At 62.3% G+C, this 19,023-nt stretch carries 11 protein-coding genes; all 11 read left to right on the top strand.

Annotated elements, in window-relative coordinates; genetic code table 11:
- Nucleotides 1–6,710: Ig-like domain-containing protein (locus AOA59_RS00345; protein ID WP_256592988.1), on the top strand; the 6,710-nt coding region annotated here is incomplete at its 5' end.
- Nucleotides 6,711–6,750: 40 nt separating this feature from the next.
- The gene (locus AOA59_RS00350; RefSeq protein WP_099485437.1) at nt 6,751–8,265 is read left to right on the top strand and encodes a TolC family protein; all 1,515 of its coding nucleotides are present in this window, start codon (nt 6,751–6,753) and stop codon (nt 8,263–8,265) included.
- Nucleotides 8,266–8,311: 46 nt separating this feature from the next.
- Nucleotides 8,312–8,557, top strand: coding sequence for a DUF2789 domain-containing protein (locus AOA59_RS00355; RefSeq protein ID WP_017136600.1), 246 nt, complete (start codon nt 8,312–8,314; stop codon nt 8,555–8,557).
- Nucleotides 8,558–8,851: 294 nt separating this feature from the next.
- Nucleotides 8,852–9,268 carry a MarR family winged helix-turn-helix transcriptional regulator gene (locus AOA59_RS00360; RefSeq protein ID WP_056858097.1) on the top strand — a complete coding sequence of 139 codons (417 nt, stop codon included), beginning with the start codon at nt 8,852–8,854 and terminating at the stop codon, nt 9,266–9,268.
- The gene (locus AOA59_RS00365; protein ID WP_099485439.1) at nt 9,265–11,343 is read left to right on the top strand and encodes an FUSC family protein; all 2,079 of its coding nucleotides are present in this window, start codon (nt 9,265–9,267) and stop codon (nt 11,341–11,343) included. The genes AOA59_RS00360 and AOA59_RS00365 overlap by 4 nt, the downstream gene beginning before the upstream one ends.
- The gene (locus AOA59_RS00370; protein WP_016969155.1) at nt 11,340–11,549 is read left to right on the top strand and encodes a DUF1656 domain-containing protein; all 210 of its coding nucleotides are present in this window, start codon (nt 11,340–11,342) and stop codon (nt 11,547–11,549) included. The genes AOA59_RS00365 and AOA59_RS00370 overlap by 4 nt, the downstream gene beginning before the upstream one ends.
- A complete protein-coding gene (locus AOA59_RS00375) occupies nt 11,546–12,436 on the top strand; it encodes an efflux RND transporter periplasmic adaptor subunit (RefSeq protein WP_056858099.1) in 891 nt (296 codons plus the stop codon). Before AOA59_RS00370 ends, AOA59_RS00375 begins: the two co-directional genes overlap by 4 nt.
- Entirely contained in the window at nt 12,433–13,875 is a 1,443-nt protein-coding gene (locus AOA59_RS00380) for an efflux transporter outer membrane subunit (RefSeq protein WP_065911323.1), read from the top strand. The genes AOA59_RS00375 and AOA59_RS00380 overlap by 4 nt, the downstream gene beginning before the upstream one ends.
- An 80-nt stretch (nt 13,876–13,955) precedes the next feature.
- On the top strand, nt 13,956–14,588 hold the full coding sequence (locus AOA59_RS00385) for an NADH:ubiquinone oxidoreductase subunit N (RefSeq protein ID WP_065911325.1): 633 nt from the start codon (nt 13,956–13,958) through the stop codon (nt 14,586–14,588).
- A gap of 148 nt (nt 14,589–14,736) precedes the next feature.
- A complete protein-coding gene (locus tag AOA59_RS00390; protein ID WP_069786535.1) occupies nt 14,737–16,233 on the top strand; it encodes a YdgA family protein in 1,497 nt (498 codons plus the stop codon).
- A 297-nt stretch (nt 16,234–16,530) separates the two neighbouring features.
- Complete coding sequence (pgaA, locus tag AOA59_RS00395; protein ID WP_099485441.1) at nt 16,531–19,011, top strand: poly-beta-1,6 N-acetyl-D-glucosamine export porin PgaA; 2,481 nt, start codon at nt 16,531–16,533, stop codon at nt 19,009–19,011.
- The last annotated feature ends 12 nt before the right edge of the window (nt 19,012–19,023 follow it).

Here is a 19,023-nt window from a genome sequence, read left to right on the forward strand (position 1 = left end):
TCGGCGGTGGGGGTGGCGGTGGTGGCGCGGTGGGCGGTGGCACCGGCGGGCATGGTGGTATTGCCAGCCTCGCAGGTGGTATCTACGCCGGCACCGCGGGTACCGCCAACCAGGGCGGTGCAGGCGGCGGTTACCGCACCATGGGCGGTAAAGGCGGTACAAGCACCGGCGGTGCCGGCTCGACGGGCATTTACGGCTATACCAACGGTGCGTCTGGCGGCACGGCGGCATCCGGCGCCTTGTCGATCGGCGGTGGTGGCGGCGGCTCCGGCTGGAGTGCGACCGGTGGCAAGGGCGGCGCAGCGGCTGGCGGTATCTATAACGCCAGCGGCGCTACCTTGACTGTCGTTGGCACCAGCTCGATTACCGGTAACATCGGTGCTGGCGGCGGTGGTGGCGGCGGTTCGGCGGCTGGCAGCGGCATCACGCTGAACGGCGGTGACGGTGGCCTGGGTGTCGGTGCCATCTGGAACAAAGGCACGGTATTGATCACAGTGAGCAACTTCGCGGCACTGGGCGGTTCGGCCAACACCGGTGCCAGCGGCAACGGTGGCTTTTCCACCGCCGCCACGGCCGGTAATAAACCGACAGCAGTCAACGGCCTGTACAACGACATTGGCGGTACGGCGAACACCGCCTACAACCCGGCACCGACCGCCACCATCGTGGTCGGCAGCGCCGCCCAGCACATCGGCAGCACCTCACTGGTGACCATTACCTTCAACCAGGCGGTGACCGGCTTTACCAATGCCGACCTGACCGTGGCCAACGGTACCCTGGGCCCGGTCAGTACCAGCGACGGCGGTATTACCTACACAGCGACCTTTACACCCAGCACCAACGTCACCAGCGCCACCAACCAAATCGTCCTCGACAACACCGGCGTCAACAGTGTGGCAACAGGTACGGCGGGCGCTGGCACCACCTCGTCCAACAACTACAGCGTTGACACCACGCGGCCGACCGCAACCATCGCGGTGGTTGCGCCTACGCTGAGCACCACGGTCAACTCGACAGTCAATATTACCTTCAGCGAAGCCGTGTCCGGTTTCAGCTTGACTGATATGTCGGCCACCAACGGCACCCTGAGCAACCTGGCCACCAGCGACAATATTCACTGGACCGCCACCCTGACGCCGAACGCCGGCAACACCAGCAGTGGCAATGTGGTGACGCTGGACAACGCCCTCTATACCGACGTTGCAACCAACGCAGGCAGCGGCACGACCACCTCCAATACCTATGGCATCGATACGCTGCGGCCGACCGCCAGTATCGTGGTGGACACTACCACGCTGAACATCGGCGGAACCTCCCTGGTGACCATCACCTTCAGCGAGGCCGTCACCGGCCTTACCTCGGCTGATTTGACCGTTGCCAACGGCACCGTCAGTGGGCTCAGCAGCGGCGATGGCGGTGTGACCTGGACCGGCACACTCGCGGCCGCCGCCGGCATCACCGACACCACCAACGTGATCACCCTGGCCAACAACGGCGTCAGCGACGCGGCCAGCAATGCGGGCACCGGCACCACCGACTCCAACAACTACGTCATCGACACGCAGCGGCCGACCGCAACCATCGTGGTCGCCGACAACGCATTGAAGCTCGGTGAGACCTCGCTGGTGACCATCACCTTCTCCGAAGCGGTCACCGGTTTCACCAACGCCGACCTGACTGTTGCCAACGGCACCTTGACCGCCGTCAGCAGCGGCAACGGAGGCATCACCTGGACCGCGACCTTCACGCCGACCAGCAACATCACCGACACCACCAACCTGATCACCCTGGATAACACCGGCGTCAGCGACGGGGCCGGCAACACCGGCACCGGCAGCACCACCTCCAATAACTTTGCGGTCGACACACAACGGCCAACGGCAACGATTGTGCTGGCCGACCCCGCGCTGACAATCGGCGGTACCTCGCTGGTGACCATCACCTTCAGCGAAGCAGTCACCGGCCTCACCAACGCCGACCTGACCATCGCCAATGGCACCTTGACCGCTGTGAGCAGCGCCGACGGCGGCGTTACCTGGACCGCGACCTTTACGCCAGACAGCAACATCACCGACAGCACCAACCTCATCACTCTGGACAACACCGGCATTGCTGACCAGGCTGGCAACGCCGGCAGCGGCACGACCGATTCCAACAATTACGCCATCGATACCCAACGCCCGACCGCGAGCATTATTTTGGCCGACCCGACGCTGAGCGCGGGCGAAACCTCGTTGGTGACCATTACCTTTTCCGAAGCGGTCACTGGGTTCACCAACGCCGACCTGACCATTGCCAACGGCACCTTGAGCGCGGTCAGCAGCGCCGATGGTGGCATCACCTGGACCGCGACCTTCACGCCAACGGCGAATATGCGCAGCACCACCAATATCATTACGCTGCAGAACACCGGCGTGAGTGACTTGGCAGGTAACGGTGGTTTTGGCACATCCAACTCCGGCAACTACGTAATCGATACCAGGGCCCCGACTGCAACCATCGTGGTCGCAGACAACGCGCTGACCATCGGCGAGACCTCGCTGGTGACCATCACCTTCTCCGAAGCGGTTACCGGTTTCACCAACGCCGACCTGACCATCGCCAATGGCACCTTATCGGCGGTGAGCAGTGCTGACGGCGGTATTACCTGGACCGCGACGCTGACACCGACCAATGCCATCACCGACACCGCCAACCTGATCACGCTGGACAGCAGCGGCGTACAAAACGGTTCGGGTAACACTGGCGTCGGCACCACCCACTCCAATAATTACGCGATCGATACCCAGCGACCCACGGCCACTATCGCGGTGGCCGACAGCGCATTGGCGATTGGCGAGACGTCACAGGTGATTATCACCTTCTCCGAGGCGGTCACTGGTTTCACCAACGCCGACCTGACCATCGCCAACGGCACCCTGAGCGCGGTGAGCAGCAGCGATGGCGGCCTTACGTGGACCGCGACCTTTACGCCGACCAGCAACGTCACCGACAGCACCAACCTGATCACCCTGGACAACACCGGCATTGCTGACCAGGCGGGCAACGCCGGCAGCGGCACCACCGACTCCAACAACTATGCAATCGACAGCCAGCGGCCCACCGCGACCATCGTGATTGCCGACCCGTCCTTGAGCGCCGGCGAAACCACCTTGGTTACGGTGACCTTCTCCGAAGCGGTGACGGGTTTCGACAACAGCGACCTGAGCGTCGCCAACGGTACTTTGAGTGCAGTCAGCAGCAGCGATGGCGGCATCACCTGGACCGCGACCTTCACGCCGACGGTCGGCGTTCGGGACGCCACAAACCTGATCACCTTGAACAACAGTGGCGTCAGCGATATTGCCGGTAACGTCGGCACCGGCACCACCAACTCCGGCAACTACACCATCGATACGGTGTTGCCGACCGCCAGCATCGTGGTTGCCGATAACGTCCTCAAAGCCGGCGAGACATCCCTGGTGACCATCACCTTCAGCGAAGCGGTGAGCGGTTTCACCAACGCCGACCTGACCATTGCCAACGGTACCTTGAGCGCCGTCAGCAGTAGCGATGGCGGTATCACCTGGACGGCAAGCCTCACCCCGACCAGCAACATCACCGACAGCACCAACCTGATCACGCTGGATAACCGCGGCGTACAAAACGTTTCGGGTAATGCCGGTGCAGGTACCACCGGCTCCAACAACTACGCGATTGATACCCAGCGCCCAACCGCCACTGTCGTGGTCGCCCAACCGACGCTTGCCGTCGGCCAGTCGACTCAGGTAACGGTGACGTTCTCCGAGGCGGTCACAGGCTTTACCAACGCGGACCTGACCATCGCCAACGGCACCTTGAGCGCGGTAAGCAGCAGCGATGGCGGTATCACCTGGACCGCAATGTTCACACCGGCTGCCGGTATCACGGCCACCCGCGACCTGATCACGTTGAATAACACCGGTGTCAACGACCTGACGGGCAACGCGGGCACGGGTACCACAGACTCCAACACTTACAGCATCGACACCCAGCCGCCGACTGCCACCATCGTGATTGCCAACCCGCTCCTGACTGCCGGTGGCACCAGCCTCGTAACCGTGACTTTTTCGGAGCCGGTGACGGGGTTCAACAACAGTGACCTGATGGTGGGCAACGGCAGCCTCAGCACAATGACGTCCAGCGATGGCGGGCGCACCTGGACTGGGGTATTTACACCCATCGATGGCATTCAGGCCAGCAGCAATGTCATTACGCTGAACAACCACGGTGTGAAGGATCTTGCAGGCAACGACGGTTCGGGTTGGACCAGCTCCAATACGTTCAACATCCAGACCTCACACCCTACCGCGACCCTCGAGATCTACGATACGGTCATCGGTAAGGACGAAATACAGATCGTAACGGTGCGTTTCTCCGAGGCGGTGCAGGGCTTCAACCTCAGCAGTCTGCAGGCTCCGAATGGCACTTTCAGCCAATTTACCCGTTACAGCGACACGCTTTACACCGCAGTATTCACGCCGAATGCAAACGTGACGGCCACCAACAATGTGATCACCCTGGACACCAGCAGCGTTCAAAACGCCGCCGGCAATAGAGGCATTGTGAACGCGGTGTCGCCGGTGTTTGCCGTCGATACGGTTATACCCACGTTTACCTGGACGCTGTCCGACAAGTTGCTGGAACCGGGCGAGACCGCCACCGTCACCGTGACCTTTTCCGAGCCAGTCACCGGCTTTGACAACCGCGCCATTCTCAATTTGCAAGCGGCCACATTGAGTCCGTTCTACAGCCTCGACGGCGGCGTGACCTGGCAGGCGACACTGACGCCGACGCCGGGCGCGGGTTCCTCGGGCAGCTACCTCATTGGTTTGTCCCTGGCTTACGTCAAGGACTTGGCCGGCAACACCAACTATTCGTTCGATACCAGCTCAATGATCGCCTACACGGTTGATCACGCGCCGCTCAGTTCCAATGTCTACCTGAGCTCCGAGCGTTTGGCGGTCGGCGGATCGAGCACCGTTTCCATCTACTTCAACAAGGCTGTAACCAACTTTGACCTGAGCGACCTCAGCGCCGACAACGGCGTGCTGTCCAACCTGCACACCAGTGATGGTGGTATCAGCTGGCAGGCAACACTGACGCCCTTCGCCAATACCACCAGTGCCCAAAACGTGGTGCGGCTCAACAACGCCGGCGTGACCTACTACGGCGGCAGCACCGGTGCAGGTATCACCACTTCGCGCAACTACACGGTCGATACCCAACGCCCGACCTCCACCATTGTGGTCGACAAGACCAGCCTGGGCGGCAGCGAGAAGGCCACCGTGACCATTATCTTCAGTGAAGCCGTTGAGTTCTACAACAGCCCACAGGCGCAGAACGCCTGGCTCAGCGGCCTGAAAAGCGTGGACGGCGGCATCACCTGGACCGCTACGCTCACGCCGCAGCGCTACATCGAAGACACCCGCAACGTGGTGAGCCTGGACAATACCCAGGTGCATGACCTCAGCGGCAACGCGGGCCTGGGGACCAGTACGTCGAACACCTACGCGATCGATACCCGCCCGGCCACTGCCACGATTGTGGTCGACAAGGCCGAGCTGGCCGGCGGCGAAACGGCCAACGTCACGATCACCTTCAACGAGGCGGTGTCGGGCTTGAAATTGGACAACCTGAGTGTCGCCAGCGGCGTGTTGAACAACCTGAAAAGTGTCGATGGCGGCATCACCTGGACCGCCACGCTGACGCCTAAAGATCATCTGCAGAACGGGTATGACACGGTAGTACTGGATGGCAAAGGGATAATGGATGCGGCAGGCAACTCGTCAGCCAGCACGTATGCCTACTCGAGCTATTTTGCCGTCGATACCCAAGGCCCGCAGGTGTACATCGAGGTATCGGATACCCAGCTCAAGGCCGGGCAGGGCACCCAGGTGTTTATCTGGTTCAGCGAGCCCGTGCGCGGCTTCGACCTGTCCAGCCTGAAGGTGCAGAACGGCAGCCTGTCCAACCTGCAAAGCGGCGAGGGCGGCTACTACTGGACTGCGACCCTGACGCCGAACAACAACGTCAACAACAGCAGCAACGTCATCAGCGTTGACAACAGCACGATCCGCGACCTGGCCGGTAACGCCGGCGAAGGCATCAGCCAGTCCAATGCCTATGCCATCAACAGTGTCACGGTCACCGCTGATCCGCTGACCTTGACCGGCGGCGTTGCCAGGCCGGTGATCGGCACGACGTACCTGCCGCTGCAACCGGGCATCTTCACCCCACCCACCGGCAACCTCGGCTCACCGCTGACGTTCGCGCCGCTGTTTGAGCCGCGCGTACTGGGCGACGGCATGCGCCCGCTGGGCGACATCTTCATCAACAACGGCGCCACCAGCCCGAGCTTTATCGCGCAGGTGTTCACCAGCAACGACAACGTCGGCGACGGTTCCGGCAAAGGTTTCCTGGGCTTTGGCGGCGGCGATGGCGGAGTGTTTGGTTCCAGCACCTTGTCGAGCCTGTTCAACCGTGAAACCGGCGCAGACGACAGCGCTCTCAAGGCGTTCGACAGCCAATCGGTCAAAGGCCAGGGCGACCCGGCCCATGGGCTGCGCGGCGTCTTTGGCGCGCCAACCCTCGGTCAGCAATTGCAGCAGATCAAAGACACCGAACAACGCCAGGTGATCGACCTGGCGCACGCACTGCAACAAGTCGGCATCAGCGAAATGCAGGCTTGAACACACTTAATCAAGGCGCAGGAACAGGGGCAGTCCACGGATGAAAACAGGTCATAAGTTGTTCGGCGCCAGCTTGCTGGCGCTGGCGATCAGCGGTTGCGCGGTCACCAGTGAGCCGATTGAGCGCAGTGTCAGCGAGCAGCGAGCTCGCAGCGATCTGCAAGGCATGTACAAGGACCAGGAGCCGTTAAGTGGCCCGTTGACGCTGCACCAGGCCATGGCCCGTGCAGTGAAATACAACCTCGAAGGCCGTTTGAAAGTGATGGAAGAGGCCCTGGCCAAACGCCAGTCGGACCTCTCGAGTTTTGACATGCTGCCGCGCATGGCGCTGTCGGCAGGCTACGCCGGGCGCAACAACACCAACGCCTCCAGCAGCCAGAGCGTGCTCACCGGCACCCAGTCCCTGGAACCCTCGACCTCCCAGGACCGCGACCGCCGCGTGGCCGATTTGACCATGGTGTGGAACGTCCTCGACTTCGGCGTCAGCTACATCAGCGCCAAGCAGCAGGGCGACCAGCGCCTGATCATCCAGGAGCGCCGGCGCAAGGTGATCAACACCATCGTCCAGGACGTGCGCTCTGCGTATTGGCGCGCCGTGGCGGCCGAGCGTTTGCTGGGCCAGATCGACAGCCTGATGGCCCGCGTCGACCAGGCCCAGAGCAACAGCCAGAGCATGAGCGAACAACGCATCGGCGACCCGGTGCAGGCCCTCGGCTATCAACGTTCGCTGATCGAAGCCACGCGCCAATTGCAGGAGCAGCGCCGCGCGTTGTCCCTGGCCAAGACCGAACTGGCCACCTTGATCAACCTGCCCATGGGCACCGACCTCAAGCTGGCCACGCCGGATAACTACAGCGTGCCTGAGCTGAAGGTCAACCTGGCAAGCCTGGAGCAGGAAGCCTTGGCCAACCGCCCCGAACTGCGCGAGCAGGACTACCAGACCCGTATCAGCGCCGCCGAAACCCGCAAAGCCATGCTGCGCCTGCTGCCCGGGCTGGAGTTCTCGGCCGGTGGGCATTACGACAGCAACTCGTTCCTCACCGACAACCGCTGGGCCGATTACGGCGCCAAGATCACCTGGAATCTGTTCAACGTGATTTCCGCGCCCGCTGCCATCGACGTCGCCAAGGCCGGTGAAGAAGTCGCCACCGCCCGGCGTCAGGCGATGTCCATCGCCGTATTGGCGCAAATCTACGTGGCCAACGCCAACTACCAGGACGCCGTGCGCCAGTTCAAGACCAACGACCAGTTGGCCAACATCGACGGGCAAATCCTCACCCAACTGCGCAACCGCCACGAAGCGGCTGGCCTGGGCGAACTCGACCTGATCCAGGGCGAACTCAATACCCTGCAAGCCGACCTGCGCCGCGACCTGGCCTACGCCGACCTGCGCAACGCCTACGGCCAGATCTTCGCCAGCGCCGGGCTTGACCCGTTGCCCGAGCAACTGGATTCGGACCGCGTGCAAGCCATTGCCACCGCCTTGGCCAGCCGCGAGTCGGCGTGGGCTGCGGGTAACATCAGCCCGCCGGTGCCGCGCGCCGTCGTCAAGTAACCGGGCCAGGCTAGACTCAGAAAAACCACCTTCCAAGGAGCCTGCCATGGAATCGCCTGTGCATAGCTTGCCGTCACTGTTCAAACAGCTCGGCCTGCCGCATGACCCGGTAAGTATTGAGCGGTTTGTGGCGGTGCATTCGCCGCTGAAGCCCGAATTACATCTCGCGGATGCGTTCTTTTGGACGCCCGGCCAGAAGGCGTTTCTGCGCGAAGAAATTCTCGACGATGCGGATTGGGCTGAGGTGGTGGATGAGCTGAATCTGTTACTGCGGGAAGGGCGCGGGGTGTAAAAAATGTGGGAGCTGGCTTGTCGGGTCGCCGCATCGCTGCGATGGCGATAGTTCAGTCAACATCGACCTCGACTGATCCACCGCTATCGCAGGCAAGCCAGCTCCCACAGGTGTTTTGTTCTGCCGCAAATCTAACGTTCGCGCTCAAACCCGCTTTACTTACCTTTACCTCCCACCACCCATCCATAAAAGTGTTTCAAAACTTGACGGCTTTGGATCCATCCACCATATTGATAGTTAGCAAACTAACTGTATGCGAACAATCCAGTGTCCCAAACCCTCGAACAACTCCAGATGAACCTCAGCAGCAGCATGGTGGTGGGCGCCCGTAACTGGCGCAAAATCTGCCAGACCACGCTGGTGAGCTATGGCATTTCCGAAGCCTGCGCCGTGCCGCTGTTGATGATCGGCCGCTTGGGCGACGGTGTGCACCAGGTGAAAGTGGCCCAGGCATCCGGCATGGAAAGCCCGTCGTTGGTGCGCCTGCTCGACCGTCTGTGCCATGACGGTTACGTGTGTCGCACCGAAGACGTCCATGACCGTCGCGCCAAGGCCTTGAGCCTTACCGAGCGCGGCCGTGAGCTGGTGCAGGCGGTGGAGGTGCAACTGGTGCGCCTGCGCCAGGAAGTGTTGGCCGACATCGCCCACGGTGACCTTGAAGCGGCGTTGCGTGTACTGCGCGCCTTCGAGGCGGCTGAGGCGACCTCTTGAACGGATTTTTTACCGGCATGCCGCCGGCCCGCGACTGGTTCTACGGCGTGCGCACCTTTGCGGCGTCGATGATCGCCCTGTACATCGCCATGCTCATGCAAATGCCGCGTCCGTACTGGGCGATGGCCACGGTGTATATCGTCTCCAGCCCATTTGTCGGCCCCACCAGCTCCAAGGCGTTGTACCGCGCCATCGGCACCTTCATGGGCGCGGCGGCGGCGGTGTTTTTTGTGCCGATGTTTATTCAGACGCCGTACCTGCTGGTGGTGATCATTGCGCTGTGGACCGGCACCTTGTTGTTTTTGTCTTTGCACCTGCGTACCGCCAACAGCTACGCGCTGATGCTGGCCGGCTACACCTTGCCGCTGATCGCCTTGCCGGTGGTGGATAACCCGCTGGCCGTGTGGGACGTGGCCGAGGCGCGTACCGAAGAAATCTTCCTCGGCATTGCCGTTGCGGCCGTTGTGGGCGCGATGTTCTGGCCGCGGCGCCTGATGCCGGTGTTCGACGGCTCGGTGGCCAAGTGGTTTGCCGACGCTCAGGTCTACAGCCAGCGCTTTCTGACCCGCAACGTTGCGCCCGACCAAATCAGCACCTTGCGCGGCGGCATGGTCGCCACCTTCAACACCCTGGAACTGATGATCGGCCAGTTGCCCCACGAAGGCGCACGGCCGCAGACGGTGCGCAACACCAAGGAACTGCGCGGGCGCATGATTCACCTGCTGCCGGTGATCGACGCCCTGGACGACGCGATCTACGCCATCGAACACCGCGCCCCGGAGTTTCTCGACCGGCTCACGCCGTTGCTGCACGAAGCCGACGCCTGGCTGGCGAGCACCACCGAAGAGGCGCCGCTGGAACGCTGGCGCGTGTTGCGCGACAAGATCGACGCCGCGCAACCCCAGGGCGAAGCGCTGGACGACCGCCACACGCTGCTGTTCTCCAATGCCTTGTATCGCCTCGGCGAGTGGGTAGACCTGTGGCAAGACTGCCGCAGCCTGCAAGCCGCCATCCAGTGCGAAAGCCAGGACACCTGGCGCGCCGTGTACCGCCACTGGCGCCTGGGCCGGCTCACGCCGTTCCTCGACCGTGGGCTGATGTTCTACTCGGCGTTTTCCACCGTTACCGCGATCATTGTCGCCTCGGTGCTGTGGATTCTGCTGGGCTGGACCGACGGCGGCAGCGCGGTGATCCTCGCCGCTGTGGCGTGCAGCTTTTTTGCCTCCATGGACGACCCCGCGCCGCAGATCTACCGGTTCTTTTTCTGGACCGCGATGTCGGTGCTGTTCGCCAGCCTGTACCTGTTTCTGGTGCTGCCCAATCTGCATGACTTCCCGATGCTGGTGTTGGCGTTTGCCGTGCCGTTTATCTGCATCGGCACCCTCACGGTGCAGCCGCGTTTCTACCTCGGCATGTTGCTGACACTGGTGAACACCTCGTCGTTTATCAGCATCCAGGGCGCCTACGACGCGGACTTCCTCAACTTCGCCAACGTCAACCTGGCCGGGCCGGTGGGCTTGCTGTTCGCCTTTGTGTGGACGCTGATCGCGCGGCCTTTCGGCGCTGAATTGGCGGCCAAACGCCTGACCCGCTTCAGTTGGCGCGACATCGTCACGCTCACCGAGCCTGCGACCCTGGCCGAACACCGGCACATGGCCGTGCAAATGCTCGATCGCCTTATGCAGCACCTGCCGCGCCTGGCCCTGATCGGCCAGGACACCGGCAGCGCCCTGCGCGACTTGCGTGTGGCGCTTAACCTGCTCGACCTGCTGGCCTACTCGCCACGCATCTACGGCGTGCCACGGGTGTTGCTTAACCAGGTGGTCGAAGGCGTGGGCGGTTACTTCAAGGCCTGCCTCAAGGCGGGTGAACGCTTGCCCGCGCCCAGTGGTCTGCTGATGACCCTCGACCGCACCCGCCGCGCCCTCAACGGCCAGGGCAGGCAAGACGAAGAAGACACCCGCCTGCATCTGCTGCATGCACTGGCCGGCCTGCGCCTGTCGTTGCTGCCGGGCGTGGAATTTATCGACGGCACCGAGCGGGAAGCGCCGTTACCTGATGGTGCGCCTTTATGATCGGTGATCTGGATATCAGCGGGGTGTTCCTGCCCACGCTGCTGGTGCTGATGGGCATTACGTATGTGTTGTTTCTGGTGGTGCACGGGCTGTTGACGCGCATTCACTTCTATCGCCTGGTCTGGCACCGGGCATTGTTCAATGTGGGGCTCTACGCGCTGTTACTGGGCGCTGTGGACTCACTCAGTCGATACCTCATGACATGAAAAAACCTTTTTTGACCATCGGCCGTGTCGTCCTGACGTTATTGATAGTGACCTTCGCTGTCGTCGTTGTGTGGCGCATGGTCATGTACTACATGTTTGCACCCTGGACCCGTGACGGGCATATCCGTGCCGACATCGTGCAGATCGCCCCGGACGTGTCCGGGCTGATCCAGCAAGTCGACGTGCGCGACAACCAGTTGGTGACCAAGGGCCAGGTGCTGTTCGCCGTCGACCAGGACCGCTTCAAGCTGGCCCTGCGCCAAGCCCAGGCCGCTGTGGCCGACCGCCAGGAAACCCTGGCCCAGGCCAACCGCGAGTACAAGCGTAACCGTGGCCTGGGCAACCTGGTGCCGAGCGAACAACTGGAAGAAAGCCAGTCGCGGGTAGCCCGTGCCCAATCGGCCCTGGCCGAAGCCCAAGTGACCGTGGACGCCGCACAGCTCAACCTCGACCGATCGGTGATCCGCAGCCCCGTGGACGGCTACGTCAACGACCGTGCACCGCGCAACCAGGAGTTCGTCACCGCCGGGCGCCCGGTGCTGTCGGTGGTGGACAGCAATTCCTTCCACATCGACGGTTACTTTGAAGAGACCAAGCTCGACGGCATCCATGTCGGCATGGCTGTGGACATTCGCGTGATCGGCGACAACGCCCGTCTGCGCGGGCATGTGCAGAGCATCGTCGCCGGTATCGAAGACCGCGACCGCACCAGCGGTTCCAACCTGCTGCCCAACGTCAACCCGGCGTTCAGCTGGGTGCGCCTGGCTCAGCGGATTCCGGTGCGCATTGCCTTTGACGACGTGCCGGCGGATTTCCGCATGATCGCCGGGCGCACGGCTACGGTGTCGATCATCGGCGATAAGGTCAAAGACGGAGAGCAACCATGAAGCAGCTGCTGGCAACCGCTGCGCTGGGTTTGCTGCTGTCGGCCTGCCAGGCGGTAGGCCCGGATTACACACTGCCGGAAACGTCCGCCATCAACCGTGGCGACCTGCAAGGGCAGCTTGCGGGCGAGGGCAACAACGTGGTGTCGGCGCCGGTGCCGGCCGATTGGTGGAAGCTCTACAACGACCCGCGCCTGGATGAACTGGTGCGCCAGGCCATGGCCTCCAACACCGATTTGCGCGTGGCTGCCGCCAACCTGCAGCGCGCGCGGTTCCAGACCCAGGAAGCTGAATCTGCAGGCGGCTGGAGTGCCGGCGCCAAGGCTGAAGCCCAGCGCCTGCAGGAGTCGGGCGAAGCGTTTTTGCTGACGGAAAAAGTCCCGGTGGCCAACATCGGCAGCGCCAGCATCAGCACGTCCTACCAGTTTGACCTGTTCGGCACTTTGCAGCGTGGCATCGAAAGCGCTCACGCCAGCGCCGACGCGGCCCAGGCCGCCGCCGATATTGCGCGCATTACGCTGGTGGCCGATGTGGTGCGCTCCTACACCCAGGTCTGTGCGGCCAATGAAGAGCTGGCGATTGCCAACGAGTCCCTCGACCTGCAAGGCCAGAGCACCAAGCTCACCCAGCGCCTGCGCGACGCCGGGCGCGGTGACGAAACCCAGGTGACCCGCTCGCAGACCCAATACAAATCCTTGCGCGCCGAGATCCCGCGCTATCAAGCATCGCGTCAGGCAGGCTTGTTCCGTTTGTCGATGCTGCTGGCCAAACCGGTGGACCAGTTGCCCGCGGGCACCGGCACCTGCGCCGAGCTGCCGCATATCGCCCAATTGCTGCCGGTGGGCGACGGCGCTGCGCTGCTCAAGCGCCGCCCCGACGTGCGCCAGGCCGAACGCCAACTGGCGGCGGCCACCGCGCGTATCGGCGTGGCCACCGGCGCGTTGTACCCGGACATCAGCATCGGCGCCACGGTGGGCACGGTCGGCATTCTTGACGACCTCGGCACCCCTGCCACCAATCGCTGGGGTTTTGGCCCGCTGATCAGCTGGACGGTGCCGACCAACGGCGCGCGTGCACGTATCCACGAAGCCGAAGCCGCGACCCAGGGCGCCCTGGCGCACTTTGACGGCGTGGTGCTCAATGCTATCCGTGAAACCCAGACCGGCCTTGCGCAGTACACCGCACAACTGCAACGCCGCGACGCCCTGGCCGATGCCGGTGCGTCCGCCAAGGAAGCTTCGCAGCAGACGCACCGCTTCTTCCAGGCCGGCCGTGCCTCGTTCCTGGCCGACCTGCAGGCCACCCGCACCTACACCGATGTGCGCGCGCAGCTGGCGGCAGCCAACACGCAAGTTGCCATGAGCCAGATCGATCTGTTCCTGGCCTTGGGCGGCGGTTGGGAAAGCGGACGAACGCAGGCGTCACAACCCGGCAAACCCTGAGCGAATAGCTATGCTTTGACAGGCGGGCCACCGTGAGGCTCGCCTGACAAAGTTCGCGTTTGCTCATGGGGATTCCAATAATGAAAAACCCTTATGCTCCCGCATTCTGGTGCGTACTCTTCGCACTGGTGTTGTTATCGGCTGCCTATTTCTACGGCGTCATGCTTGCCCACCAACTCGACAAGGCCATGGTGTTTCTCGACAGCGCCTGCCTGGTGATCGGCACCTTGTCCATCGGCGTGGTGGCCTGGGCGTCCTATCAAAATCAACGGGTGAAGAAAAAGCTGCTTCAACAAGGCAAGACCCGCGTGGCGATCTGGGACACCAAGGTCGCCCTGCGTCGCGTCGAAACCGTGTTCGACCGCTATTTCTGGGGCAGCTACTGGCAGCCCGGGCGCACCTTCCAGGAAGTCATGGGCGAGCTCACCGGCACGCCACTGGAAAAAAGCCTCGAAGCCCTGAAAAAACAATGTGTGGTGCTCGACCAACAGGTCGCCGACGGTAGGCATTGGCTGAATAACGCACGGGAATTGTCCGACGTGGCCACACAAATGGCGCGGGAACGCTACCAGCTGGACTTCTGCGACCCCAAGGCCGATACCCCCAGCAACGCCGTGATACACCGCGAGTTTGAGGTGTTGGTGTACACCTGGACCGCACGCTTGAAGAGTTTCGACCACCAACTCGATGAGGTTGAATTGGAATACTCGTGAACCAACCGCTGACCTGACCCCTCTGAAAAGCTGGGCCGTTTTCGGCCTCCAGTGCTAATCTTCCCCCGTTTTCGGCGGGTTTGAGCCAACCCCTCCTGGGGTTCAAGGAAGACAGCCCACTTCTCACAGGATTTGATCAGGTCACTTCATGAATAAGCCAGCAGTTGTTTTCTTGGGTTTCGTTGTCGCCGTCGGCGCCATCAGTGCAGGCGGCGCCTGGTACACCGGTAAGCAACTGGAACCGGTGTTGCAAACCGCGATCCAGAACGCCAACAAAGAACTGCAGACCTCCATGGCCGGCGTCGATGGCACGGTGAACCTGGAGCTGGTGTCCCTGGACCGTGGCCTGTTCAGCAGCACGGCGCACTATCGTCTCAAAGGCCAAGGCAGTGTGTTCGGTGAAGAAAACCCGAACCCTGAGCTGTTGTTCGTCGACCATATCGAACACGGCCCGCTGCCGTTCTCGCGCCTGGTGACGCTGAAATGGCTGCCGGTCATGGCCACCAGTCACTATGAACTGGAAAAGAACGCCACCACCGAAAAATGGTTTGCCGCCAGCAAAGACGTGTCGCCGCTCAAAGGCGTGGCCAATATCGGCTACAACCGCTCGGTCGACGGCAACGTCGAACTGCTGCCGCTGGATATCAAGGACGACAAGTCTTCGGTGAGCTTCTCCGGCGTCAACCTCGACTTCGACAGCAGCGCCGAAGGCAAGAAGGTCAAGGCCAGCGGCTACATGAACAGCCTCAAGGTGGCAGTGATCGACGCCAATGGCCAGCCGCTTGAAGCTGAACTGTCCGGCCTGACCGTGGCCAGCAACCTGGAAAAATCCACTTTCGGTTTCTACACCGGGCAAAACACCGTTGAGCTGACCGACACCAAAGTCACCTTCGGCCCGCAGAAAGCCGTGCTGACCCTCAAGGGCTTCGAGCAGAAAGACACCAGCGAAACCAAGGACAACAACCTGGCGGGTCGCGTCGACTACAAGATCGACGAGATCGGCTACCAGGGTAAACCTGTAGGTTCGGCCGCCATGGCCCTGAGCATGAAGAACATCGACATCCCGGCGATGCTGGTGCTGACCAAGCTCTACCAGGACAAGATGCAGCCGGTGCAAGCCGCTTCTGCTGCCGGCCAACCGGTGCCTGAGCTGCAACTGACCGAAGCCGAGCAGACCCTGGCCGAGGCCAACGTCAACCAGGTGCTGGCTGCCAAGCCGCAACTGGCGGTGGAAAACCTGTCGTTGAAAACCACCCACGGTGAAAGCAAATTCAACCTGGTGGTGGACCTGACCAAACCCGCTTCGATGGAGCTGCCGCCGGTTGAGCTGGGCAAGCAGGTTATCGCGCTGCTGGATGCCAACCTGACCCTGTCCAAGCCGATGATCGGCGACGTCGCTGCCCTGCAAGCTGAAGTAGGCGGTGTGACCGACCCTAAAGCCATCGAGCAGCAATCGCAGATGGCGGCCGAAATGGTCAGCGGCATGGCCGTTGGTACTCAGTTGGCGACCCTGGTGGGCACCGACGTGGTTTCCAAACTGCACTACGCCAACAATGAAGTGACCTTCAACGGCCAGAAGATGACCGTGGAGCAGTTCATTGGCTTTGTGATGGCCAAAGCGGGTGCGGTCAGCGGCGCGCAGTAAGATTTCTTACATCGGTAAGAAATAAATAATGGAGGCGCAGGTTGGCCTGAAGCAGCAGTCAAACAACCGGCGTGCAGGCCGGCTCTGATTGATTGGCTCAGGCAACCCTGCGCCTCCATTGGTCTTTCTGCGGTTGGACAATTCTGAACAATTGTTCTGATTTGGGCATTTGCCTACATCCTTAAGGGATAGTTCCTACAGGAAAGCTAGGCCGGGTCACGAGACGCCGGCACCCTGACGCGTTTCGCTCAGGACCACCTATCGTTACAGCTTTCCGTGTGTAAGGAAGCTCACGATATGCTGCGAACACTACCCATCAGTGCTTCAGGCCGGTTGCGTCTGCTCATTGGGGCCGCCTTATGCAGCCAACTGCTGACGCCCAGCCTTGCCTTCGCCGACCCAGCCTATGACGCCCTGATTATCCAGGCGCGTAACGGTAACTTCACCCCCGCGCTGAACCAGTTGCGCCAACTCTCGCCTGAACGCCAGACACCCGGCCAGATCAGCGATCATCTGGTGATTGCCGGTTGGGCAGGGCAAGACGCCGAAGTGCTGAAGGTCTACGAGGCCCAGGGCAAAAATCGCAACCTCACCACCCAGGCGCTGGCCACGGTGGCGCGCACTTATCGCAACCAAAAGCAGTGGCCACAGGCCCTGGCGGTTTATCAGCAAGCGCTGGTGCGTGAGCCGGGCAATGTCGACCTGCAATTGGGCCAGGCCCTGACCCAGGCCGACGGCGGCCAGGCCGCGACGGCCGTGCAGCGCTTGCGCGCACTGGTAGCGGCGCAACCCAATGACCCCAACCGCCGCATGGCCCTGGGTTATGCGCTGACCCGCGCAGGCTTGAACTACGACGCCCTGTTTGAGTTCGACCAAGCCTTTACTCGCGCCGGTGACAAACCCGAAGTGGTCCGCGAATACATCGTCGCCCTGCAAAAGGCCCGCCTGCCGGAGCCGGCGCTGCGCCTGTCGGCTAAACATCCGGGGCTGCTCGATGCGGTGACCCAGCGCCGCCTCGAAGGTGACCTCGCCGCCGAGCGCGTGCGCATGGCCGAGTTCGCCACCCGCACCGAAAAAGAACGCTACGTGGTTGCCGACCGTGCCCTCAATGACTACGACAAACTGCTCGCCCGCTGGACCCCGGACGCCAGCGCCCATGACGACGTGGTGCGCTGGCGCATCGACCGCCTGGGCGCCCTCAAGGCGCGGGCACGCACCGCCGATGTGATCCGCGACTACGAAACCCTCAAGGGCGAAGGCGTGCAATTGCCCACTTATGCCCTGCGCTGGGTCGCCGCGTCTTACCTCGACCAGCGCCTGCCGGAAAAAGCCGAACCGTTATATCGCCAAGTGATCAGTGCTGCCGATGCCGAGCCCGATGACCGGGTTGAAGACACCACGGCCCTGTTCTACGCCTTGCAGGAAAGCGACAAAGGCGCCGACGCGCGCGAAGTCGCCAACAGCCTCGCCACTAGCCAGAAACCTCGGGTCGAACTCAAGGGCTTGCCCATCGGTAACCCCAACGACGCCTGGATGGACGCGCAACAGCTGTCGGCCCAGGCCGGCATCTACGGCGGTGACTTGCCCGGCAGCGAAGCCGGGCTGGACGCGTTGGTGGCCAAAGCCCCCGGCAACGTCGGCCTGCGCCTGGCCCAGGCCGACATGTACCGCGCGCGCGACCTGCCGCGCCGCGCCGAGGGCATCCTCAAGGAAACCGAAGCCCAGACCCCACGGGATATCGGCCTGGAAGTCAGCCAGGCCTACACCGCCATGGACCTGCAGGAATGGCGGCAAATGGACGTGCTCACCGATGACGTGCTGGCTCGTAACCCGGACAGCCGCCAAGTGCAGCGCCTGAGCCGCCTGCGGGATGTGCACGACATGGCCGAGCTGCGCGTGGAGGCCTACACCGGTAAAAGCTACGGCGGCGGCAATAACAACGACGCTGGCGCAGTGGCCGGCAGCCGTGATTGGGGCATCGAAAGCGTGCTTTACACGCCGCCTATCGATGAAGACTGGCGCCTGTTCGCCGGTGCCGGCTATGCCACCGCCGATTTCAGCGAAGGCACCGGCCAACACCGGTGGCAGCGCGTCGGTGTGGAGCGCCGCACCCGTGACATGACCCTGGAAGCCGAAGTTTCCAACCACTCCTACGGCTATGGCTCCAAGCAGGGTGCGGCCGTGTCGATTGCCCGCGACATCAACGACAACTGGCAGTACGGCGGCAGCCTCGGCTACCTGCTCACCACCACGCCGCTGCGGGCATTGAATGCCGATGTCACCGCCAACGGCGGCAGTGGCTTTATCCGCTGGCGCGCAAATGAAAGCCGCGAGTGGAAACTGGCCCTGAGCCCGTCGCATTTCAGCGATGGCAACAACCGCTTCGAAGCCGTGCTGACCGGCCGCGAGGGCATCTACAGCGCGCCCGGCGTGCAGGTCGACCTGGGCCTGGAAGTCGGTACCAGCCACAACACCAAAGAAGACACGGTGTACTTCAACCCCAAGTCCGACTTCACCGTGTTGCCCACGGTCACGGTCAATCATGTGCTCTATCACCGCTACGAGACTCAGTGGAGTCAGCAGTTCCAGCTCGGTGCAGGTACTTACAGCCAACGGGATTACTCCACCGGTGGCGTCGGTTTGATCGGCTATGGCCAACGTTTTCGCTGGAACGATGTACTGGACGTGGGCGCCAACCTGAGCCTGATCAGCCGACCTTATGACGGTGATCGCGAACGCGATCTGCGCTTGCTCGTCGACCTCACTTACCGTTTCTAAAAGAGCCTGACC

It is taken from the genome of Pseudomonas sp. 2822-15 (assembly GCF_002742515.1).
Lineage (GTDB): Bacteria > Pseudomonadota > Gammaproteobacteria > Pseudomonadales > Pseudomonadaceae > Aquipseudomonas > Aquipseudomonas salomonii.